The 21,824-nt window shown below is 64.6% G+C and carries 20 protein-coding genes; 12 read left to right on the plus strand and 8 right to left on the minus strand.

Annotated elements, in window-relative coordinates:
• Positions 1-56: 56 nt before the first annotated feature.
• Together IG122_RS16295 and IG122_RS16300 are read left to right on the plus strand one after the other, a co-directional pair.
• Positions 57-932 (plus strand): 3-hydroxybutyryl-CoA dehydrogenase, encoded by an 876-nt coding sequence (locus IG122_RS16295; RefSeq protein WP_193185722.1) that lies wholly within the window; start codon positions 57-59, stop codon positions 930-932.
• A 134-nt stretch (positions 933-1,066) separates the two neighbouring features.
• A complete protein-coding gene (locus IG122_RS16300) occupies positions 1,067-1,294 on the plus strand; it encodes a hypothetical protein (protein ID WP_193185725.1) in 228 nt (75 codons plus the stop codon).
• Positions 1,295-1,380: 86 nt separating this feature from the next.
• Here the strand turns inward: IG122_RS16300 and IG122_RS16305 are convergent, their stop codons facing one another.
• Together IG122_RS16305 and IG122_RS16310 are read right to left on the minus strand one after the other, a co-directional pair.
• Entirely contained in the window at positions 1,381-2,415 is a 1,035-nt protein-coding gene (locus IG122_RS16305) for a TAXI family TRAP transporter solute-binding subunit (protein ID WP_193185730.1), read from the minus strand.
• 50 nt (positions 2,416-2,465) lie between these two features.
• On the minus strand, positions 2,466-3,017 hold the full coding sequence (locus IG122_RS16310) for a TlpA family protein disulfide reductase (RefSeq protein WP_193185733.1): 552 nt from the start codon (positions 3,015-3,017) through the stop codon (positions 2,466-2,468).
• Positions 3,018-3,050: 33 nt separating this feature from the next.
• Here IG122_RS16310 and argH point away from each other — a divergent pair, with 33 nt between their 5' ends.
• The 4 genes from argH (at position 3,051) to IG122_RS16330 (ending at position 8,725) form a co-directional block, all read left to right on the plus strand.
• Positions 3,051-4,466 (plus strand): argininosuccinate lyase, encoded by a 1,416-nt coding sequence (gene argH / locus IG122_RS16315; RefSeq protein WP_193185736.1) that lies wholly within the window; start codon positions 3,051-3,053, stop codon positions 4,464-4,466.
• A 22-nt stretch (positions 4,467-4,488) separates the two neighbouring features.
• Complete coding sequence (locus IG122_RS16320; protein WP_193185739.1) at positions 4,489-4,635, plus strand: hypothetical protein; 147 nt, start codon at positions 4,489-4,491, stop codon at positions 4,633-4,635.
• 20 nt (positions 4,636-4,655) lie between these two features.
• Positions 4,656-5,912, plus strand: a complete 1,257-nt coding sequence (lysA, locus tag IG122_RS16325; RefSeq protein WP_193185742.1) for a diaminopimelate decarboxylase — start codon at positions 4,656-4,658, stop codon at positions 5,910-5,912.
• A gap of 158 nt (positions 5,913-6,070) precedes the next feature.
• Positions 6,071-8,725, plus strand: coding sequence for a TIGR02302 family protein (locus IG122_RS16330; RefSeq protein ID WP_193185747.1), 2,655 nt, complete (start codon positions 6,071-6,073; stop codon positions 8,723-8,725).
• Here IG122_RS16330 and IG122_RS16335 read toward each other — a convergent pair whose 3' ends face one another.
• Complete coding sequence (locus IG122_RS16335; protein ID WP_193186252.1) at positions 8,726-9,547, minus strand: zinc-ribbon domain-containing protein; 822 nt, start codon at positions 9,545-9,547, stop codon at positions 8,726-8,728.
• Positions 9,548-9,721: 174 nt separating this feature from the next.
• Here IG122_RS16335 and ftsE point away from each other — a divergent pair, with 174 nt between their 5' ends.
• From ftsE to IG122_RS16355, 4 genes are all read left to right on the plus strand, one after another.
• Positions 9,722-10,459, plus strand: a complete 738-nt coding sequence (gene ftsE, locus IG122_RS16340; RefSeq protein ID WP_319024905.1) for a cell division ATP-binding protein FtsE — start codon at positions 9,722-9,724, stop codon at positions 10,457-10,459.
• A gap of 4 nt (positions 10,460-10,463) precedes the next feature.
• Positions 10,464-11,369: a cell division protein FtsX gene (locus IG122_RS16345; protein WP_193185754.1), complete on the plus strand. Its 906-nt coding sequence runs from the start codon at positions 10,464-10,466 to the stop codon at positions 11,367-11,369.
• A complete protein-coding gene (locus IG122_RS16350) occupies positions 11,366-12,025 on the plus strand; it encodes a YdcF family protein (RefSeq protein WP_319024906.1) in 660 nt (219 codons plus the stop codon). The genes IG122_RS16345 and IG122_RS16350 overlap by 4 nt, the downstream gene beginning before the upstream one ends.
• 138 nt (positions 12,026-12,163) lie before the next feature.
• Positions 12,164-14,500 carry an adenosylcobalamin-dependent ribonucleoside-diphosphate reductase gene (locus IG122_RS16355; protein WP_193185757.1) on the plus strand — a complete coding sequence of 779 codons (2,337 nt, stop codon included), beginning with the start codon at positions 12,164-12,166 and terminating at the stop codon, positions 14,498-14,500.
• 7 nt (positions 14,501-14,507) lie between these two features.
• Here the strand turns inward: IG122_RS16355 and IG122_RS16360 are convergent, their stop codons facing one another.
• The 3 genes from IG122_RS16360 to acdA form a co-directional block, all read right to left on the minus strand.
• On the minus strand, positions 14,508-15,089 hold the full coding sequence (locus IG122_RS16360) for a YbjQ family protein (RefSeq protein ID WP_193185760.1): 582 nt from the start codon (positions 15,087-15,089) through the stop codon (positions 14,508-14,510).
• Between the two features lie 358 nt (positions 15,090-15,447).
• The gene (locus IG122_RS16365) at positions 15,448-17,055 is read right to left on the minus strand and encodes a thiamine pyrophosphate-binding protein (RefSeq protein WP_193185763.1); all 1,608 of its coding nucleotides are present in this window, start codon (positions 17,053-17,055) and stop codon (positions 15,448-15,450) included.
• Between the two features lie 41 nt (positions 17,056-17,096).
• Positions 17,097-18,332, minus strand: a complete 1,236-nt coding sequence (acdA, locus tag IG122_RS16370) for a 3-sulfinopropanoyl-CoA desulfinase (protein ID WP_193185766.1) — start codon at positions 18,330-18,332, stop codon at positions 17,097-17,099.
• Positions 18,333-18,465: 133 nt separating this feature from the next.
• Here acdA and IG122_RS16375 point away from each other — a divergent pair, with 133 nt between their 5' ends.
• Positions 18,466-19,350 (plus strand): LysR substrate-binding domain-containing protein, encoded by an 885-nt coding sequence (locus IG122_RS16375; protein ID WP_193185771.1) that lies wholly within the window; start codon positions 18,466-18,468, stop codon positions 19,348-19,350.
• A 109-nt stretch (positions 19,351-19,459) separates the two neighbouring features.
• A complete protein-coding gene (locus IG122_RS16380) occupies positions 19,460-20,560 on the plus strand; it encodes a porin (protein ID WP_319024907.1) in 1,101 nt (366 codons plus the stop codon).
• 190 nt (positions 20,561-20,750) lie between these two features.
• On the opposite strand, the gene IG122_RS16385 is transcribed toward IG122_RS16380, so the two are convergent.
• Together IG122_RS16385 and IG122_RS24555 are read right to left on the minus strand one after the other, a co-directional pair.
• Complete coding sequence (locus IG122_RS16385) at positions 20,751-21,677, minus strand: hypothetical protein (protein WP_193185778.1); 927 nt, start codon at positions 21,675-21,677, stop codon at positions 20,751-20,753.
• A complete protein-coding gene (locus tag IG122_RS24555; protein ID WP_226893600.1) occupies positions 21,629-21,781 on the minus strand; it encodes a DUF6471 domain-containing protein in 153 nt (50 codons plus the stop codon). The genes IG122_RS16385 and IG122_RS24555 overlap by 49 nt, the downstream gene beginning before the upstream one ends.
• Positions 21,782-21,824: the final 43 nt, after the last annotated feature.

Consider the following 21,824-nt stretch of genomic DNA (forward strand, 5'->3'; position numbering starts at 1 on the left):
GTCCCGGCACCGGCCGGCTGCCCGGCCGATGCCCCGATGAAACGGGGGGAGCGGATATGGACGTGCGCACTATCGGCGTGATCGGAGCCGGGCAAATGGGAAGCGGCATTGCCCATGTGAGCGCGCTTGCCGGGATTGACGTCCGCCTGCTCGATATCGAAGAAACACGGCTCTCCGAGGCGGTCGAAAAGATCGACCGGGAGATGCGCCGTCAGGTCGCCCGCGGCAAGATCGCCGATAGCGATGTCGATGCCGCGATGAAGCGGATTTCCACCGGTACCGACTACGGAATTTTCGGCGCCTGCGACATTGTCGTCGAGGCGGCGACCGAGGACGAGTCGATCAAGCGCGAAATCCTGAAGACCCTGGTTCCGCATCTTTCCAAGGACGCGATCATCGCGACCAACACGTCCTCGATCTCGATCACCCGCCTCGCCGCGGTGACGGACCGGCCGGGTCGGTTCATGGGCATGCATTTCATGAACCCGGTGCCGGCCATGCAGCTGGTCGAGCTCATCCGCGGCATCGCGACGGAGCAGGACACCTTCGAGACCGTCCGCGCACTCGCCGAAGCGCTCGGCAAGACGGTGTCGGTCGCCGAGGATTTCCCGGCCTTCATCGTGAACCGGATCCTGCTGCCGATGATCAACGAGGCGATCTACACGCTCTACGAGGGGGTCGGTTCGGTGCACTCCATCGACACCGCGCTCCGGCTCGGCGCCAATCATCCGATGGGGCCGCTGCAGCTCGCCGACTTCATCGGCCTCGATACCTGCCTTGCGGTCATGCATGTGCTCTATGACGGTCTTGCGGACAGCAAGTACCGTCCGTGTCCGCTGCTGGTTAAATATGTCGAGGCGGGCTGGCTCGGCCGCAAGACCGGCCGCGGTTTTTACGATTATTCCGGCGACGAACCGGTACCGACGCGCTGACTTTCCGCCTGTCGCCGGGAAATATTTGCCGGGTAGGCAGTAATTTCCTTGCATTTCGATATAATTTTAGATAATTCTTGTGAACCTGCCAAAAAGGCGGGTCGAAAAGTCCTTTAGAAGGAAGGATATGTCCAATGACCGACTCGGTTGCCGAGCAGGCTTTACGCCTACTCCAGATATCCGTTGCAGATATCGAAGGGAGAGAGAGCCAGGTGGCCCTCGCTCTCAGCACTGCCGTCCACACCGGCAATGTGATCGACAGGATCTTCGCGCGGCAGCGCTTCGATAGTCTCGATCTCTACACAAGAAAAAGAATCAAGGGGCGCGCCATCCAAGAAGCCCAGACGTTCTCGGTGCACTGACAGAGAGAGGTCAGCAGCGCTGTTGTCGGGGGTCTGGCAGCCGGCAAAGACAGTACATTGCCGCCGGTTTCTCGGATCAGATGCGCCTAGCGCAGGAGTCCGAGATCGCGATAACAGCGCTCTGCCCCGCTGTGCAACGGGATGGCGATCCCGTCGAGCGCGGAGTTCAGCTTGACGTTCCGGCCTTGGGGATGGCCTGCGGCGAGCGCCTTTAGCGTGTTCTCCTTCCAGAGTGCGCGGCAAATGTCGTAGACGAGCTGCTCAGGGAGCGTCTCCGGGACGATCCATTGGCTGCCGACGGACAGTGTCGCGACTTCGCCGACTCCCGGATAGGTTCCGTCGGGGATCGTGTAGCGGGTGAGGAACCGGTGCGTGTCGAGCAGCTTGTCGACAGCCGGTCCGTCGAGTGTCAGAACGTCGACATCATGGTCTTCGGCAGTGCTCGCGACCAGTTCGCTCGGCATGCCGGAAATCTGGAACAGGGCGTCTAACTCGTTTTTCACCAGCAGATCCACCGCCGGTCCCGATTTGAGATAGGACGCGATCATCTGGTTTTCGTCGATGCCATAGGCGTCGAAAATATTCCGCGCCATCACCAGCAGCCCCGATCCCGGCTCGTCGATCGAGACGCGCTTGCCGATCATGCCCTTCACGGACGCGATCTTGGCGTCGCGCCGCACCAGCACGTGCAGCACTTCCGGATAGAGATGGGCGAGGGCCCTCAGGTTCTTCATCGGCGGCTGGCCTTTGAACGGGCCGGTCCCGTTGTAAGCTGCGAAGACAATGTCGGCCTGCGCGAAGGCGGAGGTCACCCGGCCGTTTTCGACCGCGGTCACATTATCCACCGAACCACTGGAACTTTGCGCTGCGGCCACCAGGTTCTCGACCCCGCAGACGGCGTCCTCTGCACAGGGCGGGGAGCCGGGAGGGCGGGAAATCGCATTCGCGATCTCCGCGCCGAGCGGATAATAGGTGCCGTCGACGCCGCCGGTCGCGATCTGGAAGAAGATCATCTTCTGCTGCGCGGTGGCCGGCCGGGTTCCGATCGCGCTGTTTCCCGCCAGCACCGCAGCCTGAACCAACATGAAGAGGAACAGGGTCGGGCGGGTGAGGTGCGGCATCGTTGTCCGGTCTCGGTGCAAAAGGCGTCGGATGTTCCCGACTATACCGACTATGAGCTTGAGGCGTAATACTTAATCAGATCTTTCGCGGCTGCGGAATCCCATTCCGCATCGCCCACCAGCCGTCCCCGAATGGATCCGTCCGGCCCGATGAGGTAGGTCGTCGGCAATCCGGGGGCCTTGAAGGCGCGCAACAGGTCTGCCTTGCTGTCCGCGGCGGAGCGCAGATTGACGATGCCGAGTTTCTCGAGGAACGGCTCGTAGATCCGGGCGCCGCCGCGGTCGATCGAGATCAGGACGACTTCGAAATCGGGACCGCCTATTTCTGCGTTGAGCCGCTCAAGCGAGGGCAGTTCCTTGACACAGGGCGGGCACCAGGTGGCCCAGAAATTCACCAGAACCGTCTTCCCGCGATAAGAGTCCAGCTTGATGGGTTGGCCCGCGGCGCTTATGAAGGGGATGTCCGGCGCTGGGCGGTCTTCGGCGCTGGGTACGAACTTGACCATGTCGCCCTGTTGCGGCGGCTCGGCTCCGGCCAATCCGGCCTGTGACGCGAGCACGGCGGCGAGCATAGCGGCAAGCGCGATCTTCCTGACCGTCACTGATGCAATCCAAGACACGGGGCACTTCCCTCCATGAGTAAACGGCATAACGACCCCCAGCACGAAGGCGCCAGCACGATCTGGGGCGGCCGCTTCGCGTCCGGCCCGGCTGCGATCATGGAGGAGATCAACGCCTCCATCGGTTTCGACCGCCGCCTTTCGGCCCAGGACATCCAGGGCTCCATCGCCCATGCCGAGATGCTGGTCGCCCAGGGCGTGCTTAGCGCAGAAGATGGTAAGGCGATCCGCCTGGGTCTAGAGCAAATCGACTCCGAGATCCGCAACGGCGACTTCAAATTCTCGCGTTCGCTGGAAGATATCCACATGAACGTGGAATCCCGCCTCTCCGAGCTGATCGGCGACGCGGCGGGCCGTCTGCACACCGCGCGGTCCCGCAACGACCAGGTGGCGACCGATTTCAAGCTCTGGGTCCGCGGCGCACTCGACTCCGTCGACGAGAGCCTGACCCAGCTCATCAAGGCGCTGATCGAGCAGGCGGACAGGAACGCCGATGTCGTGATGCCCGGCTTCACCCATCTGCAGACCGCGCAGCCGGTGACCTTCGGACACCATCTGCTGGCCTATGTCGAGATGTTCGGCCGCGATCTCGGCCGCTTCCGGGATTGCCGCGCACGGATGAACGAATGCCCGCTCGGCGCCGCCGCGCTGGCCGGCACCTCCTTCCCGATCGACCGGCACAAGACCGCCGTGTCGCTCGGGTTCGACCGGCCGTCGGCAAACTCGCTCGATGCCGTCTCCGACCGCGACTTCGCGCTCGAGTTCCTCTCCGCGATGTCGATCTGTGCGACCCACTTCTCGCGCCTCGCCGAGGAAATCGTGATCTGGACCAGCGCCCAGTTCAACTACATCACCCTCTCCGACGCCTTCACCACCGGCAGCTCGATCATGCCGCAGAAGCGCAATCCGGATGCGGCCGAGCTGGTTCGCGCCAAGGCCGGCCGGATCATCGGCGACATGAACGCGCTGCTGATCGTCATGAAGGGCCTGCCGCTCGCCTACGGCAAGGACATGCAGGAGGACAAGGAGCCGGTCTTCGACGCGGTCGATTCCCTCGGTCTCTGTATCGCCGCGACGGCCGGCATGATCCGCGACATGAAGGCCAATCCGGAAGAAATGCGCGCCTCGCTGAAGGACGGTTTCCCGACGGCGACGGACCTTGCCGACTGGCTGGTGCGGGCGATCGGCATGCCGTTCCGCCGCGCCCACCACGTCACCGGCACCATCGTGAAGCTGGCCGAGGACAAGGACTGCGGGATCGAGGAGCTGAGCCTCGCCGACATGCAGGCGGTCGAACCGAAGATCAATGCAGGCGTGTTCGACGTGCTGACGGTCGAGGCCTCGGTCTCCAGCCGGACCAGCTACGGCGGCACCGCGCCGGCGAATGTGCGCGACCAGGTCGCGAAGGCGCGGGAGCGGTTCCTCGCCTGAGGAGCCGAACGGGAGAAGTGCGATGCTGAAACGGATGACACGGTTTGGACTGCTTGTTCTGCTGCTCGCCGGCCTCGCCTTGAGCCAGGCGGCGTGCGGCAAGAAGGGCAATCTCAAACCGCCGCAGGGCTCGTCCTCCGATTTCCCGCGCACCTACCCGACGCAATAAGACACCAGGGTTCCAGTCAAATGAGTGAGCAAGTCTCCTATCAGGACGGCGCGCTGCATGTCGAACGGGTCCCGTTCGCGCGCATCGCCGAAGAGGTCGGCACGCCGGTCTATGTCTATTCCGCGAGCGGAATGACCGCGCGCTACCGTGCGCTCGAAGCCGCCCTCGAAGGGCTGCCGGTCTCGATCTATTACGCCATCAAGGCCAACTCCAACCTCGCGGTGATCAAGCTGTTCGCCGGTCTTGGGGCGGGGATGGACGTGGTCTCCGGCGGCGAGCTTGCGCGCAGCCTGCGGGCGGGCGTTCCGGGCTCGAAGGTGGTCTTCGCGGGCGTCGGGAAAACGGCGGAGGAGATGGCCTTCGCGATCGACTCCGGAATCCACCAGTTCAACGTCGAGTCCGAACCCGAGCTGCGTCTGCTGAACGAGGTCGCGGCCTCGAAGGGCGTGGTGGCGCCGGCGGCGATCCGGGTCAATCCGGATGTCGACGCCAAGACCCACGCCAAGATCACGACGGGGCGCAAGGAGAACAAGTTCGGCATCGATATCGCCCGGGCGACGGAGATGTTCGAGCTGGCGGCAACGCTGAAGAACGTCTCTCTCAGAAGCATGTCGGTCCATATCGGCTCGCAGCTGATGGACGTCGCGCCGTACCGCGCGGCCTACGAGCGGCTGCGCGGCGCGACGCTCTCTCTGCGCCAGGCGGGACATGTCGTCGACCATCTTGATCTCGGCGGCGGCATCGGCGTGTCCTATGACGGCAGCACGCCGCCGGACATTGCCGACTACGCGGAGATCGTGAAGGACACGGTCGCCGACCTCGATTGCCGCCTCTCGATCGAGCCGGGCCGCTATCTGGTGGGCAACGAAGGTTACTTCCTGACCCGCGTGCTGTTCGTGAAGCACGGTGCGGAACGCCGGTTCGTGATCGTCGACGGGGCGATGAACGATCTCATCCGCCCGACCCTCTACGAGGCGCATCACGAGATTGTCACCGTGGAGGAAAGTCCGGCAGGCGAAGAGGCAGGGCTTGTCGACATTGTCGGCCCGATCTGCGAGAGCGGCGATTATCTGGCACGCGGCCGGAAGTTCGGCGCGGTTGCCGAGGGGTCTCTGGTTGTCCTGAAATCGGCCGGTGCCTATGGGGCGGTCATGAGCTCGAACTACAATTCGCGTCCGCTTTGCCCCGAAGTTCTGGTCGAAGGCGACAGCTTCCGGGTGGTGCGCCGCCGGCAGAGTTTCGACGAAATGCTGGCCCTTGAAGAGGGGCTCTCCTGACCCATTTTCGTACCTGAATACCTTGACCCTCCCGGCCGCTCCGGGGGAAGATCAAGGATCGACAGGTTCCCGTGCCGCCGCGGGTGGTCACGCCAGCGGGGGAGGCGGTCGGGATCCGTCCCTCACGACACGGCGAAGCGCCGGGGATGGGTCTTTGCATGCATGACGGTGCCCGGACGTTTCTTCCCTACCGCCCCAAGCTTTGGGTGACCGGTATCGTTTTGGCTTGGGAACGGTTCTTCCCGGCCTTCAGATGGCCGCTCGCCCTGATCGGGCTGTTCCTCGCCTTCGCGCTGCTCGAAGTTCCCCAGTCCATCGCCGAAGCGACGGACGGGATCCTGCATGCGGCGCTCCTGATCCTTGCGCTGGCGGTGTTTCTGGTCGCGCTGAGAAAGAGCATTCAGGATTTCAGCTGGCCGGACGAGGACCACATCCTGCGCAGGCTCGAGAGCTGGTCCGGGCTCCGGCACCGGCCGCTTTCCGCCCTGAGCGACCATGTCGCCGGCGGCGGCCGCACGGAAGCGGCGCTCTGGCAGGCCCATCTGAAGCGGCTCGGCGATGTTCGGGCCCGGGTCCGGGTCGGCAGCCCCGTGCCGCAGGCCGCCGAAGCCGATCCGGTCGGCCTGCGCACTGTGGTCGGCCTGCTGCTTATCGTCGGGCTGGTCGCGGGCTGGCAGAATCCGGGTGAGCGTCTGCGTGCCGCAATGCTGCCCGACCTGAGCGGGAGCGGCGGCGCGCCTGTGTCTCTGGCCGATGTCTGGATCAGCCCGCCCGACTATACCGGAAAGCCGCCGATCCTGTTGACCCGGCCGGTTGCCGAGAAAGCCGGGGCCGTCCAGGAGACGGAACCCGAAACCGTTGCGATCCCGGTCGGCAGCCGCTTCCTTGCGACCGTCAATGGCGGCGAGGAAACCCCGGTCCTGGTGATCGAGGACGGGGGGGAGGCTGGTGCCGCGGACAAGAGCGCGGACGGGACTTCCGAAGGCCGGTCCGAGCGGATCGCCTTCGAAACGATCGCACCTGAAAGCCATCAGATCGAGGCGCCGATCTCGCGCGGGACCCGGCTCGCCGTGATCCAGGACGGGGAGCCGCTCGCCTCCTGGCAGATCAACGTGCTTCCGGATCTCGCTCCGACAGTGTCCTTTCCCGAGGCACCGTCCGCATCCGAGCGGCAGGCTCTCGTTCTGCGCTACGAGGCGGGGGACGATTACGGTGTGGCCAGGGTCCGCGCCCGCATTCACCGTCTGGTCGATGGCGCGGTGACGGACGAGGCTCCGATCGAGATTGCGATGCCGGCCGTCGCCGGCGACCGCAAGGATATCTCGGGCCGCAGCTTCAGCGATCTGACGCCGCATCCCTGGGCCGGCCATCAGGTCCGGATCACGCTCGAGGCCGAGGATGATATCGGCCAGAAGGGCGTCAGCGATCCGGTCGACATGCCGCTGCCGGAGCGGGTCTTCACCCACCCGGTCGCCCGTGCGGTGATCGAGCAGCGCAAGCGTCTGGTGACGGAGCCGGAGGAGCGGATCGACATTTCCGAAATCCTTCTGACCCTCGCCGCGCGGCCGCACCACTATTTCCACGACACAGTCGTCTTTCTCGGCCTGAAATCCGCCGCCAGCCGGCTTTATTTCAACGCGCCCGACGCGGAGGGAATCGCGGCTTTGCAGAAGCTGCTCTGGGACGTCGCGCTGCGCATCGAGGACGGGGACGTCTCCACCGCGTTGCGCGATCTCCGCGAGATCGAGCGTAAGCTGCAGGAAGCACTTGCGGGAGATGCGAGCGACGAGGAGATCGAGCGCCTGATGGAAGAGATGCGCCAGGCGATCGACAAATATCTGCAGGCGATGGCCGAGCAGATGATGAAGCAGGCACAGCGCGGCGACCAGATGGAACGCCAGCAGGTCGACCCGAACCAGATGCTCCGGCGCGAGGATCTGATGAAGATGCTCGATCAGATGCGCGACATGGCGAAAACCGGCGCCCGCGACGCGGCGCGGCAGATGCTCTCGCAGCTCCAGCAGATGATGGAGAATCTGCGCATGGGCATGCAGCAGCAACAGCAGATGTCGCCGCAGCAGCAGGCGCTGCAGGAAATGATGCGGCAGCTGAACGAGCTGTCCCAGCAGCAGCGCGACCTGATGGACCGGACCTTTCAGGAAGGCCAGCGTCAGCGCGGCCAGCGGCCGGGAGAGCAGGCGCAGCGCGGTCAACGGCCGGGCCAGCAACCGGGTCAGCGGCCAGGGCAGCGCGGCCAGCAGCCGATGCCGGGCCAGTCACCGGGCGGCGGTGAGGGCGAGATGACAGCCGAGGAACTGGCCGCCGAACTGGCCGAGATGCAGGAGCGTCTGCGCAAGCAGCTCGGCGAATTCATGCGCAAGGTCGGCGAGGGGCTGGGGCAGATTCCGGAAGGCTTCGGGCAGGCCGAACAGTCCATGCGCGATGCGACCGAGGCGCTCGGCGAGAATGCGCCCGGCCAGGCAGTCGGTCCGCAGGGCGATGCCTTGAGCCAGATGCGTCAGGGGGCGGACGCCCTGAACGAGGCGCTGCAGGAGATGGCCAACGGCGAGGGACAGGAAAACCCGAACGCGCAGGCGAGCGAGAGCGACGATGTCGATTACGATGACGGCGATCCGCTGAACCGCCGGCGCACCGGCTATGGCTTCAACGACAACAGCGATGTCGAGATCCCGGCGGAAAGCGATATCCAGCGCGCGCGCCGGATCTTCGACGAATTGCGCGAACGCTCCGGCGACCGGTCCCGGCCGACGCTGGAGCTGGATTACATCGAGCGGCTGCTGAAGCGGTTCTGATCAGTAGCCGAGCCCGCCGCCGAGCGCGCGTTCGGAAAAGGTGACGGTGACGTCGGCCGCATCGGCTCCGGGCTGCGGAAGCTCATATTGGAACGTCGTTTTCTCGCCCGGCAGGATGACCTGGTTCTCCGCCTGGAAGAGCCATTCCTGCATGATATCGCCTTGCCGGCCGGTCAGCTTTCCGGCAAGCGTCGGCACGGTCTGCAGCTGCTCGGTCGGATTGCGGATCTCGCCCTTCACAAGCAGCAGTTCGATGGAGTCCTCCGCCTTCCGCCAGGCGGCGACATTCTGGATCACGAGACCCTCGCCGATCACCGGAACGCCGAGCCCGACCGACTGATAGAGCCGGTCGATCGGCGGCCATGTGCCGACCAGGGCCGCGCGGGCGCCGAACAGCGTGCCGAGCCCAGCGAGGAGAACCACTGCGGCTGCAGCTGCCATGAGGCCCTTGCGCTTGCGTTTAGGCTTGCCGGAGAGCGGCATCCGCCCGCGCGGGATCGGGGGAGCGCTGAATACGCCCTCATGTTCCTCCCCGTCGTCTTCCTCGAAGGCCGGCGGTGCGTCCGGGTCGGCCTCGCCGCTGCCGAAGCGGGCGAAGGGGACGACCTCCTCTTCTTCCGGCGGATCTTCCTCAACCTCCGCCGCAGCCGGCTCCTTCGCTGCCTTCTTGGGTGCCGCCTTTTTCTTTTTCGGCGCCTCCTCCTCGAGCATCTGGTGCCAATGATGGCCGCACTTGCTGCACCGGAGCTTCCGGCCCTTGGGGCCGATCGCCTTGTCCGGCACGCTGAAGTGCTGGGAGCATTTGGGGCAGTTGACTTTCATGGCTTTCCGAAATCCGAGACCGAGCGGCAACAGTATATGACAAAGCCGTTCGCGTCGCCTACCTGCTGCCTCCGCGCACCTTTCCATGACGGCCCCGATCTGAAATCATGGGCCGGAGCGAAACCGGATGTGGTGACGGCATCCGGGAACCGGGAGAGGGAGGCGCGCCGCGCCGTGATCCAGTTCGAAAATGTGGAACTCCGCTATCCCGGGAGTCCGGCCATCCTGCGCGACGTGAATTTCGACGTCGAGGAAGGCACCTTCCAGTTCATCACCGGGGCGAGCGGAGCCGGAAAATCCAGTCTTCTCAAGCTCATGTATCTTGGGCTCAAGCCGTCGCGCGGGCGGCTCACGCTGTTCGGCGAGAGTGCCGCCTCGATCTCCCGCGAGGGCATTCCGGCGCTGCGCCGGCGGATCGGCATCGTCTTCCAGGACTTCCGGCTGATCCCGCATCTGAGCGCGCTCGACAATGTCGCCCTGCCGCTCCGCATCGCCGGCGCCCGCGAATCGGCGATTCGCGAATATGTTCCCGAGCTCCTCGAATGGGTCGGGCTCTCCGGCCATCTCGATGCCTTGCCGCACACGCTCTCCGGCGGACAGCAGCAGCGCGTGGCGATCGCCCGCGCGGTGATCGGCCGGCCGCAGTTGCTGCTTGCCGACGAGCCGACCGGCAATGTCGATGACGGGGTCGCCGTGCGCCTGCTCTATCTCTTCGAGGAGTTGCACAAGATGGGCACCACGGTGCTGATCGCGACCCACAACCGGGCCCTGGTCGAGCGCTTTTCCCATCCCTGCATCAAAGTCGAGGAAGGACGGGTCGCACTGGTGCGCGGACCCGGCGTCCGGCGTCCGCCGCCGCGCCCGGTCGGCGGCAGCGGCGACAGTCGCGCCGAGCGACGGCGCGGAGGGTGAGGCGATGGCGCTGATCACCCGCGGCGACATTCCGCTGAACCAGGATCCGTCGGCCCGCTACCTGCCGTGGCTGCTCGGCATCATGTGCTATTTCGCGGTGCTCGCCACGGTCGGCGCCGTGACCTCGCACCGGCTCGCCGCGCGCTGGGATTTCGCCCTCGGCAGCGTCGTTACGGTGCAGCTTCCGGCGGCCGAACCCGGGGTCGACGATACGCTGGAGATGGAGCAGGCGATCCGCATGATGCGCGCCCTGCCGGGGCTGGTGCGGCTGCAACGCGTGGACCCTTCGGAAAGCGCGCATCTTCTGGCTCCGTGGCTCGGCGCCGATCTGGTCCGCGACCTGCCGCTGCCGCGCCTGTTCGATCTGCATTTCGAGCATGAGCCAACGACCGAACTCACGTCTTTCGAGAGCCGGCTTGCGGAGCTTTACCCGGGCGTCTCGGTCGATGCGCACAGCCGCTGGATGGGGCATGTCGCCAAACTAACACGGGCGGTGGAGGCAATGGGGCTGACGGTGCTCGCGCTGGTCATGAGCGCGTCGGTGATCGCGGTCGTCTTCGCGGTCAGGACCTCGGTCTCGATCCATCGCGAGGTGATCTCCATCCTGCATCTGATCGGCGCCCGCGACGGCTACATCGCGTCGGAATTCCAGGCCCATGTGCTGAAGATGGCCCTGCGCGGCGGCATCGTCGGCGGTCTGCTCGCGGTCGGGACGCTGGCCGCGATGGCGGCGCTCCTCGACCCGGACGCGGCGCGCAGCCCCGGTCTGCTCGGGACCGCGATCGGCGGCCTGCCGGACGATCTCCTCGATTGGGTCTTCATCGTCGCGGCGCCGCTTCTGGTCGCCTTCGTTGCCTGGATCGCCGCCCGCTTCTCTGTCATGGGGGCGCTCAGGAGGCTGAATCCGTGACCGCACAACCGCAGGAGGGGCGGCGGGGAACCCTGACCCTGTCCGCGCGGACCTGGCTGTTGCGGGCGGCCATCGGCGCGCTGGCGGTGCTGCTGCTCTGGCTCGGCGGGTTTCTCTGGTTTCTGGCGGCGATGCCCGTGGAAGCTCCGGATGCGAGCCCCGAGGCGGACGCCATCGTGGTGCTGACAGGCGGCAGCCGGCGGGTGCCGGTCGCGGTCTCGCTGCTGCTCCACGGCCGCGCCCGCGCGCTGCTGGTGACCGGCGTGAACGATATCGTCGGTCCGCCGGCCTTCCGCGCGGCGATGGCGGAAAGCGGGCTGACGGTCGATCCGCAGACGATGGCCTGCTGCATCGCGCTCGGCTACGGCGCGCATGACACGATCGGCAATGCGGAGGAGGCGGCCGCCTGGATGAAGGCGGGGGGGTACCGCTCGATGATCCTCGTCACCTCGACCTATCACATGGCGCGCTCGGCCATGGAGTTCCACGCGGCGATGCCGGGGGTCGAGATCCGTCAGCACCCGGTCCGTCCGGCACCGCCGGGCCTCGACGATTGGTGGACCTCGCCCGACTCGCGGCTGCTGATGTTCTCGGAGTTCGTGAAATACCAGGCCGCCTGGCTCCGGGTAACGGCGCGGTCGATGATGCCGGGCTAGATTTCCCCGAGTCGCTTGCGGAGTCGCATGACGGCGTATCAGGTGATAGACTTTCAAGTTGGATGCATATATGTTGTGCGTCCCCTGTGATGGTTCACAAGATATAGTGTTTCAAGAAACGAGACGGACACGCCCGGAATGACGTCCATTGCGCCGATTTCCCAGCAGATCTGGGACATGAAATACCGCTTGAAGAAGCCCGACGGCGAGCCGGTCGACCGCACCATCGAGGAGAGCTGGCAGCGTGTCGCGCGCTCCCTCGCCGTGGTCGAGAGCGATTCCGAAGCCTGGGCGGAGAAGTTCTATTCCGCGCTGGAGGATTTCCGCTACCTTCCGGCCGGCCGCATCTTCGCCGGTGCCGGTACCGGGCGCCAGGTCACCCTCTTCAACTGTTTCGTCATGGGAACGATCCCGGACGACATGGCCGGGATCTTCGAGGCACTGAAGGAAGCGGCCCTGACCATGCAGCAGGGCGGCGGCATCGGCTACGATTTCTCCACAATCCGGCCGCGCGGCGCGCGGGTGCACGGCGTTGGCGCGGACGCTTCCGGCCCGCTCTCCTTCATGGATGTCTGGGACGCGATGTGCCGCACGATCATGAGCGCGGGCTCGCGCCGCGGCGCGATGATGGCGACCCTGCGCTGCGACCATCCGGACGTCGAGGCCTTCATCGAGGCGAAGCGCGATCCGGCACGGCTGCGGATGTTCAATCTCTCGGTCCTCGCGACCGATCCCTTCATGCAGGCGGTGAAGGAGGACGAGCCCTGGGATCTCGTCTTCGACGGCACGGTCTACAAGACCATTCAGGCGCGCGAGCTCTGGGACAAGATCATGGCCGCGACCTATGCTTATGCAGAGCCGGGCGTGATCTTCATCGACCGCATCAACAAGCGGAACAACCTCTATTACTGCGAGACCATCGCCGCGACCAATCCGTGCGGCGAGCAGCCGCTGCCGCCCTACGGCGCCTGCCTGCTCGGCTCCATCAACCTCGCGCGCTTCGTGAAGAACCCGTTCGAGGAGAACGCGGAGCTGGATCTGGAGGAGCTCGCACGGGTGGTGCCGCTTGCCGTCCGCATGATGGACAATGTGGTCGATGCCTCGAAATTCCCGCTGCCGGAGCAGAAGCACGAAGCGGAGACCAAGCGCCGCATCGGCCTCGGCGTCACCGGCCTTGCCGACGCGCTGATCTTCTGCGGGCTGCGCTACGGCTCGCCGGAAGCAGTGGCGGCGACGGAGAAATGGATGGCCGCGCTGCGCCGTCATGCCTATCTCGCCTCGGTGGATCTGGCGAAGGAGAAGGGACCGTTCCCGCTCTTCGACAAGGAAAAGTATCTCGAGAGCGAATCGGTGAAGGAGCTGGACCCGGACGTGCAGGACGCGATCCGTGAGCACGGCATCCGCAATGCGCTGCTGACCTCGATCGCGCCGACCGGCACCATTTCGCTCGTCGCCGACAATGTCTCCTCGGGCCTCGAGCCGGTCTTCAGCTTCTCCTACGACCGCACGGTCCTGATGCCCGACGGCAGCCGCAAGACCGAGGAGGTCTCGGATTATGCCTACCGGCTCTACAAGCACATCAAGGGTGAGGACGCGGAGCTGACCGACGCCTTCGTCAACGCCCAGACGCTGGAGCCGAAGGACCATGTCGCCATGCAGGCGGCGGTGCAGAAATATATCGACAGCTCGATCTCCAAGACCATCAACGTGCCGGTCGACATCTCCTTCGAGGATTTCAAGGACGTCTATCTCTCGGCCTACGAGCAGGGCTGCAAGGGCTGCACGACCTACCGTCCGAACGAGATCACCGGCTCGGTGCTGAGCGTCTCCGACGACAAGAAGAAAACCGACGCGAAGGCGCCGGCGAACACGAACGAGTCCGCTCCTGCCGCCGTTGCGAAGACGGACCCGGCGCTCGATCCGCACGTGGTTTACATGTCCGAGCCGCTGGACCGGCCGGAGGAACTGCCGGGCAAGACCTACAAGATCAAGTGGCCGGAGAGCGACCACGCGATCTACATCACCATCAACGACGTCATCCAGGCCGGCCGCCGCCGTCCGTTCGAGGTCTTCATCAATTCCAAGAACATGGAGCATTACGCCTGGACCGTGGCGCTGACCCGCATGGTCAGCGCGGTGTTCCGGCGCGGCGGCGACGTCTCCTTCGTGGTCGAGGAGTTGAAGGCGGTGTTCGACCCGCGCGGCGGCTGCTGGATGGGCGGCAAATACGTGCCTTCCCTGCTCGCGGCCATCGGCGGCGTGATCGAGCAGCATCTGCACGATATCGGCTTCCTGAAGGATCCGGATACGCTGGAGATGGATTTCGGCGACAAGAAGAAGGCAATCGCGATCAATGACGGCCCGCGCGCCGGCGGCCCGATCCCGAACCAGTGCCCGAGCTGCGCCTCGGTCTCGCTGATGAAGCAGGAAGGGTGCGATCTCTGCACCTCCTGCGGCTATTCGAAATGCGGGTGAGGGGAAACTAGGCGTTCATACGTGGTTGGAGCTGAACAGCGGTCCCCGATGCAACGATCATGATCATGCCGGATTTCCCAGCGCCGCCGGAAATCTCCTGATAATCCAGATCAATCGCTATCACAGCATGAGCGCCTACTTGCAAAGCTTCGCGACGAAGTTCCGTCAATGCAACTTTTCGAGCATCGCGTAGCGTTTGTTGGGTTGTACGGCTGCGTCCGCCGAAAAAATCGCGTGCTACATTAAAAAAATCCTTGAATACGTTCATGCCAAACACGCATTCGGCGGTCACGATCTCAATTTCTTTTTCGATTTCGGCACCGGCTACGAAAGGTGACGTAGTCAGGATGATATTTTCTGAGGCCTTACGAATTGTGGTGAGAGGGACATCTGACCAGTCGTTTTTTGATCTTGCCCGCTTGATCGCTTCCAATTCCTCTGTCTTCAAAGGTCCGTCTTCGTCCGGTGGGACTGAGAGAACACCGTCAGAGATGGTCAAATATGTCTCGCAATACTTGCACGTGATGAATGTGTCTTTATCGCCGACGAAAATCTCTTTTTGGCATTTGGGGCATCGTTTGAATGACATGGGTGCTCTCGCGAAAAATCTACCAAACTATTGATAGCGAAAGCTGGAAGACCTTTTAAGATGCAAAATATGATATAAACGCGCCCTATGGTCGCGTCCGAAGTTCTCGTTGGTTGCTCAATCCAACCGCCATCCCAGGCTTGATCCCGGACTTCCGGCAGGATCGATCCGATGTTCGACAAGGTCCCGGCTCTGCGGCCGGGATGACGTCCAGAATCGGGAGAGGGCTCGGCCTGCCATCGCACCTTCACCGTCATCCCGACGGAAGTCGGGATCCACTCTCTGCCCGCCGGATCGACCGTGGATCCCGATTTTCATCGGGATGACGACCGGTTTCTTTGTGATTTGGCGGCAGAGGCTAGATCCGACCGTCGTAGCTCTGCCGGTCGATGCGGCAGGCACAGAGCGTGAACGTATCTGCTTCGAGGCCGGCCTTCACCGCTTCCGCCAGCGTCTCCCGGTCCTCGCACCAGACCCCGCGTCCGCCAAGCGCCTCGGAGATGGCGACGAAGTCGGTCTCCGCCATGTCGACCCCCGCATTGCCGTAGCGCATTTCGCGCTGCTTCTTCTCGATCAGGGCGAGCGAGGCGTCGACGAAGACGACGACGATGACCGGCAGCTTCAGGTCCCGCAGCGTCACCAGTTCGCCCAGCACCATCTCCAGCCCTCCGTCGCCGGTGAAGGCGACGACCGCACGGCCGGGCGCGGCGAGTGCGGCGCCGGTGGCGAGCGGCAGGGCGCAGCCCATGGTGCAGAGGCCGGTCGATTGCAGCACCGCGTGCGGTACCTGCGCCTCCCAGACCTGGCTGGCGAGAATGCGGTGGGCGCCGCTGTCGATGGTGAGCACGGCATCGCGCGGGGTATTGGCGCGCACCGTCGTGGTGATCGCCGCCGGGCCCCAGGCCTCGTTCTGGCCGAAGGCCCCGGCCAGCGCCGAGCGGGTCTCGGCGATCAGGCTTCCCGGCCAGGTCGCGCGCGGTTCCACGCCGTCTCCGAGCGCCTTCAGGCTTTCGCCGACATGGGCGTGGAAGGTCATGGAGGCATTGTGCATGTAGGAATATTCGGGCGCGGCCAGCAGCTCGACGACTGTCTGCGTCTCCGGATCCCAGAGATTGCGCCAGCCGGTGCGCATCTCGATCGGATCGTAACCCGCGAGCAGGATGAAGTCGGCCTGTTCGATCACCGGTTTCAGGTGTTTGTCGGCGAGCGGCGAGAGGCCGGCGCCGCCGAGGGCGAGCGGATCGTCCTCCGGCAAAACGCCCTTCGCCTTGTAGCTGGCGATCACCGGTGCCCCGAAATTCCGCGCGAAGGCCGCCAGCGTTTCGGAGGCGTTCTGGTTCACCACATCGAGCCCGGCGACGATCAGCGGGCGTTCCGCCTTTGCCAGCGCGGCGCGGGCGGCCTCGAGCTCCGGGCCCGGCGCGGGCGCGGCGGGCAGCGGGGCCGGGCGGCGCACCGGTTTCGCCTCCGGCACTTCGGCGGCGGCGACGGCGATCGGCAGGTCGAGATGCACCGGGCCCGGCCGGTCTGCCAGCGCGAGGCGCACCATCTTATCGATCAGCGTGTCGGCATTCTCCTTCGGCACCGTAACGCTCGCCTTGGTGACGGGCCCGAAGACGCGTGTGTGGTCGAAGATCTGGTGGTTGTAGGTGACCGCCTCGCCCGCATCGACGCAGCCGGTGAGCACGATCAGCGGCACCCGGTCCTGCTCGGCATTGGCGGTGACGTTGACCGCATTGGCCGCGCCCGGCCCGACAGTGCAGACCAGCACGCCCGGCGCGCCGGTCATGTGCCAGACACCCTCGGCCATGAAGCCCGCCGCGTTCTCGTGCTTCGCCAAGAGGAAGCGGATCCCGGCCTGCTCGAGCGCATCCACCAGGGTGAGTACCTCGCCCCCCGGCACGCCAAAGGCATAGCGGACCCCCGCCTCGTAAAGGCGGCGGGCAATCACGTCGGCAACACGCATGAAACTGTTCCTGTCTTTCGGCCCGCCCGGCCTTGAGGTCCTTATTCGGCGGCGATCCGGCTTGCGTTTTCCTTTTCGGCCAGCCGCAGATGGCCCTCGCGGGTCTGCGGCAGCTTGCGCTCGAGGATGCGGGAGGCGACCACGGTGCGCAAGATCTGCGCCGTACCTCCGCCGATCGTGAACATGCGTGCGTCCCGCTGCATCCGTTCCATCGGATAGTTGCGGGAATAACCGCGCGCGCCGAAGACCTGCAGCGCGTCGGTGGTCACCTTGATCGCCATTTCCGAGGCCATGATCTTGGCCTGCGCGGCGAGCGTCACATCGGGGAAGGGGCCGTTCGGGCCTTCCGCGCTGGCGGCGGCGCGGTAAATCAGAGAGCGGGCGGCCTCGAGCTGCACCGACATGTCGGCGAGCATCCATTGCAGGCCCTGGAATTCGGCGATCGGGCGGCCGAACTGCTCTCGCTCGCCGGCGAAGGCGAGGGCATGCCGGTAGGCGCCGGCGGCGACCCCCATCGCGACGGTCCCGGCGCCGACGCGCTGGGCGTTATAGGCGCTCATCAGGTCGGCGAAGCCGCGTTTGTAGCCGCTCGGCGGCAGCAGCGCCATGGAGGCGGGGACTTCCAGGTCCTGGAAGATCACCTCGGTCTCCGGAATGCCGCGCAGCCCCATGGTCGGCTCGCGGGTGCCGATGATCAGGCCGTCCGAGGTGTCCTTGTCGGCGAGGAAGCCGCCGATGCCGAGCTCGGTGCCGTCCTCGTCGAAGACGCGGGCGAAGATCAGGTGCAGGCGTGAGACGCCGCCGCCGGTGATCCAGTGTTTCTTGCCGTTGAGGATGAAGGTGTCGCCGCGCTTGTCGGCCCGCGTCGTCATCTGTGTCGCGGCGCTGCCGGCATCCGGTTCGGTGATGCAGATGGCGAGCTTGTCGCCGGAAAGCACATGTTCGGCGCCGAGCTTCTTTTGCGCGTCCGAGCCGTAGGTCATGATCGCGGAGATCGCGCCCATGTTGCCCTCGACGACGATGCGCCCGGTGACGCCGCAGGCCGCCGCCATCTCCTCGATCACCAGCACGGTGTCGAGATAGGAGCGGCCGGGGCCGCCATATTCCTTCGGCACCGTCATACCCATGAAGCCGGCCTCGGTCAGGTCCTTCACGTTGTGCCAGGGATATTGCTCGCTGCGGTCCGCTTCGGCGGCGCGCGGGGCGATGACCTCCGCCGCCAATTCGCGGGCGCGGGCCTGGAGATCCTTCTGGTCGGCGGACAGATCGAACAGCATGGGGCGTTTCCTCGGTTTCCGGCGCGGAGGCTCACGCGCCTCTCACGGTTCCGTGAAGTCTGGGCGCCGGAATAACTTCAGGCAAGTGCATTGTTCTGATATTTAAAGTCAGAAAAATTGAAGAAGTTGACCGATGTCGCTGCGCCGCCTGCAGATCTTTCTCGAAGTCGCCGCCCGCGGGAGTTTCGCCGCCGCGGCGGACCGGCTCGGCCTCGCCCAGTCGGCGGTCAGCATGCAGATGCGCAATCTGGAGCAAGAGTTCGGGGCGGATCTGTTCGACCGCTCGCGCCGGCCGCCGGTGCTGAACGACCGCGGCCTCGCACTGGTGCCGGAAGCCCGCGAGATTCTTCGCAAGTACGAGGACCTGAAACGGATCGTGCGCGGCGGCGGGGCGACCGCCGGAACCCTGCGTCTGGGCGTGATCCAGACCGCCAGCACGGGGATCCTGCCGTCGGCGCTGGCCCGCCTGCACCGGGACCATCCGGACTTGCGGGTCCGGATCGAGAGCGGGCTCTCGGCCGGCCTGCTCGGACGGGTTACGCACGGAGAGCTGGACGCGGCGATCCTCACGGCGCCCGAGCGCCTGCCGCCGGACCTCAGAGGCCATGTGATCTTCGAGGAGCCGCTCTGCGTGATCGCGCCAAAGGATTTCCCGGGCACAAGCGACGCTGAGCTCCTGACCCGCCACCCCTTCATCCGCTTCAACCGGCGGACCGGCGTCGGACGGATCATCGAGCACGCCCTGCGCGACCGGGCGTTTCAGGTGGACGAGGCGATGGAACTCGACGCGATCGAACCCATCATCGAGATGGTCACCCGGGCGCTCGGTGTGGCGGTGGTGCCCGCCTATGCGCTCGACGAGGAGGCCCGGGGGCAGATCCGGGTCCTGCCCTTCGGCGATCCCGCCGTCACCCGGCGGGTCATCGTGGTTGAGCGCCATGCCTCGCCGAGGGCCGACCTGACCAAAGTCCTCGTCGGCGCGCTAAGCGGCTTGCCAAACAGAAATGTTATAATATAACATATATTCATATATACAGCACTTGCGAATCATTCGCATTTGCATGTATGGATTCCTTATCGGCGGCCTGGGGGTCGCCTCTCACCTGTTTTCTCGGGGGAATATCCACGTGAACTCGATTATGACGCGCAGCTCTGTGCTGTTCGCTGCGGGCGCGCTCGCCGTCGCCCTTGTCCCGTCGGCGGAAGCCGCGGAAAAGCTTTCTGTCGGTGTCGAAGGGTACATGACCCAGTATTTCGGCTATGCGAACAATGATGACAACGGTGCCGCGACCGACACCACCGGGTTCGACGTCAAGTCGGACACGGAAATCGGCTTCGCCGGCGATCTCACGCTCGATTCCGGCCTGCAGGTCGGCGTCGAAGTGGTCATGAACGGCAATTCGGACAATGGCGAGCAGATCAAGGACAGCTACGCCTGGACGGAGGCGAAGTTCGGCCGTCTGGAACTCGGCAAGCGGGACAATGCCGCCGCCCAGATGCATTACGCGGCGCCGGATGTCGGGCTCGGCATCAACGACGCCGATATCGACGACTGGATCGACAATCCGACCGGCGGCGATTCCGACTCGGCCTTCAAGTCCACCTACCTCTTCCTCGGCGAGGACAAGGGGACGAAGCTCAGCTATTACACGCCGCGCTTCATGGACCTGCAGCTCGGCATCTCCTACACGCCGGAATTCGAGCGCGACAACAACGCCCAGCCGGGCGAGGACATCTATCACGACGGCATCGCGCTCGGCGTGAACTATGTCCGCGACTTCGGCGAGGATACGTCGGTCGCGCTCGCCGCCGGGTTCATGACCGCCTCCGCGCCGAACTCCAGCGCCAGCGACGCCGAGGGCTACAGCCTCGGTTTCGAGGTCAGCCATGCCGGCTTCACCCTCGGCGGGTCCTATGCGAAGACCGACGGCAACGGCGCGCAGGGGACCGATACGGCGACCTCACTCGACGGCGAGGGCTTCGATATCGGCGTCTCCTATGCCCTCGATCCGGTGACCGTCAGTCTTTCCTATTACAAGGGCGAGTTCGAGGACCAGGTCGCGGTCGCGGGCGAGAGCAAGAACGACACGGTGATGCTGTCGGCGAATTACGAGGTCGGCCCGGGCGTCAGCCTGATCGGCACGCTGTTCCACAGCAAGTTCAAGGACGAGACCGGCACCGAGAACAAAGGCACTGCCGCGCTCGTCGGCATGACCATCGAATTCTGAGCGGAGACCCCTGCCTCCGCCGAAGCGATCCGGCCGGGCCCCTGTGCCCGGCCGTTTTGCGTTCGGGGGTGCGGATACGTGCAACCCTCCCTCAACCGTCATCCCGGCGGAGGCCGGGACCCAGGGAGGCCACGCGACACCCTTCGATCCTCTGGGCCCCGGCCTGCGCGAAAATAGATATCAAAAGCACCTAGAGCGCCGACAGTGCATTAAACACCTTTTCTGTCTCTGTCTTCTCGTCTTGGCATGCGCCGCTCCACCCGTGTACGGGGCGCATTTTAATTGGGGTGGAGGCTGTCTTCAGGATGGCTTTGCCGGAGCAATTGAAAACGAAGTGCTGCTGGCGAGTGCGGCCATAAATATCGCGAAAAATAGCGTGCAGAGAAACATGCACGGTATACCTAACGGCAGTATCCCACTTGTTGCTTGGGATGAGGTTATCGGAGAAGTTGAACTTCCAGCCTTGTTCGTCCGGGGCGCCGGCGAAGTAGTAGGCGGGAGTACAGTTTTCTGCGGATCTGATGGTTTCATCATTCGGACACGAGACTTCACCGCTAAAATATATCCAAGCAAGGTGACGGGTTTCGAGCGTGCCGGTGTTTCTGGTGTTGAGCATCCTCAGATTCATATGCGGGCGCTTGCTCTTGAAGGTGAATTGGACGTCTTTGGGGGCAAGGCTAGCGCTGGTTTGCTCCCTCATGGTTTCCAACCCATCTTCAGCAGCCTGGGCGGCTCTGAGCGCGGACTTGTTAGCGTCGCGGTTTAATTTCAGGGCATAGAGCAGGCCAATGGTGCCTATGAGAGCAAAGAACGCTTGGAGGTATGCAGGTACTATCTGCCGGTTAGTGGCTACAGCAGATATCTCGGCTGCAGCAGCCGAACGCTCTTGGGCCCTCAGGCCTGCGGCCTCGTGCTCCGCTTCTTCCTCGCTCTGAATGATCCTAACGGGGAGAGAAGAGGACTCGGCTGGGGGCTGATGCCCATCAGCTTTTCCGCTGGGCTGCTCTTCTACCTGTGAGCCTGGACCGGCGGACAGATCTTTCTCTTGGGCGCATAGTGTCCCAGAGATCAGGCATACCCCAAGTGCAAGTGCGTAAAGCCAACTGCGGATAGACATCGCAGGAAGAATGAGGCGGTAAACTTCCCGCGTGCAACCTTGTTTCGAGGATTGAGCCCAACTTTCTCCTCGAAAATTGCGATTAGCCTTTCCTCAGCTGTCATCCCGGCGCAGGCCGGGACACAGGGAGGCCGCGCGAGACCCTTC

It is taken from the genome of Nisaea sediminum (genome assembly GCF_014904705.1).
Classification (GTDB): domain Bacteria; phylum Pseudomonadota; class Alphaproteobacteria; order Thalassobaculales; family Thalassobaculaceae; genus Nisaea; species Nisaea sediminum.

Excerpts from the sequence above, each read along its gene's own strand:
- IG122_RS16295 (WP_193185722.1), top strand. The coding sequence starts at position 57 with ATGGACGTGCGCACTATCGGCGTGATCGGAGCCGGGCAAATGGGAAGC.
- IG122_RS16300 (WP_193185725.1), top strand. The coding sequence starts at position 1,067 with ATGACCGACTCGGTTGCCGAGCAGGCTTTACGCCTACTCCAGATATCC.
- IG122_RS16305 (WP_193185730.1), bottom strand. The coding sequence starts at position 2,415 with ATGCCGCACCTCACCCGCCCGACCCTGTTCCTCTTCATGTTGGTTCAG.
- argH (WP_193185736.1), top strand. The coding sequence starts at position 3,051 with ATGAGTAAACGGCATAACGACCCCCAGCACGAAGGCGCCAGCACGATC.
- IG122_RS16320 (WP_193185739.1), top strand. The coding sequence starts at position 4,489 with ATGCTGAAACGGATGACACGGTTTGGACTGCTTGTTCTGCTGCTCGCC.
- lysA (WP_193185742.1), top strand. The coding sequence starts at position 4,656 with ATGAGTGAGCAAGTCTCCTATCAGGACGGCGCGCTGCATGTCGAACGG.
- IG122_RS16330 (WP_193185747.1), top strand. The coding sequence starts at position 6,071 with ATGCATGACGGTGCCCGGACGTTTCTTCCCTACCGCCCCAAGCTTTGG.
- IG122_RS16335 (WP_193186252.1), bottom strand. The coding sequence starts at position 9,547 with ATGAAAGTCAACTGCCCCAAATGCTCCCAGCACTTCAGCGTGCCGGAC.
- IG122_RS16345 (WP_193185754.1), top strand. The coding sequence starts at position 10,464 with ATGGCGCTGATCACCCGCGGCGACATTCCGCTGAACCAGGATCCGTCG.
- IG122_RS16355 (WP_193185757.1), top strand. The coding sequence starts at position 12,164 with ATGACGTCCATTGCGCCGATTTCCCAGCAGATCTGGGACATGAAATAC.
- IG122_RS16360 (WP_193185760.1), bottom strand. The coding sequence starts at position 15,089 with ATGTCATTCAAACGATGCCCCAAATGCCAAAAAGAGATTTTCGTCGGC.
- IG122_RS16365 (WP_193185763.1), bottom strand. The coding sequence starts at position 17,055 with ATGCGTGTTGCCGACGTGATTGCCCGCCGCCTTTACGAGGCGGGGGTC.
- acdA (WP_193185766.1), bottom strand. The coding sequence starts at position 18,332 with ATGCTGTTCGATCTGTCCGCCGACCAGAAGGATCTCCAGGCCCGCGCC.
- IG122_RS16375 (WP_193185771.1), top strand. The coding sequence starts at position 18,466 with ATGTCGCTGCGCCGCCTGCAGATCTTTCTCGAAGTCGCCGCCCGCGGG.
- IG122_RS16385 (WP_193185778.1), bottom strand. The coding sequence starts at position 21,677 with ATGTCTATCCGCAGTTGGCTTTACGCACTTGCACTTGGGGTATGCCTG.
- IG122_RS24555 (WP_226893600.1), bottom strand. The coding sequence starts at position 21,781 with ATGACAGCTGAGGAAAGGCTAATCGCAATTTTCGAGGAGAAAGTTGGG.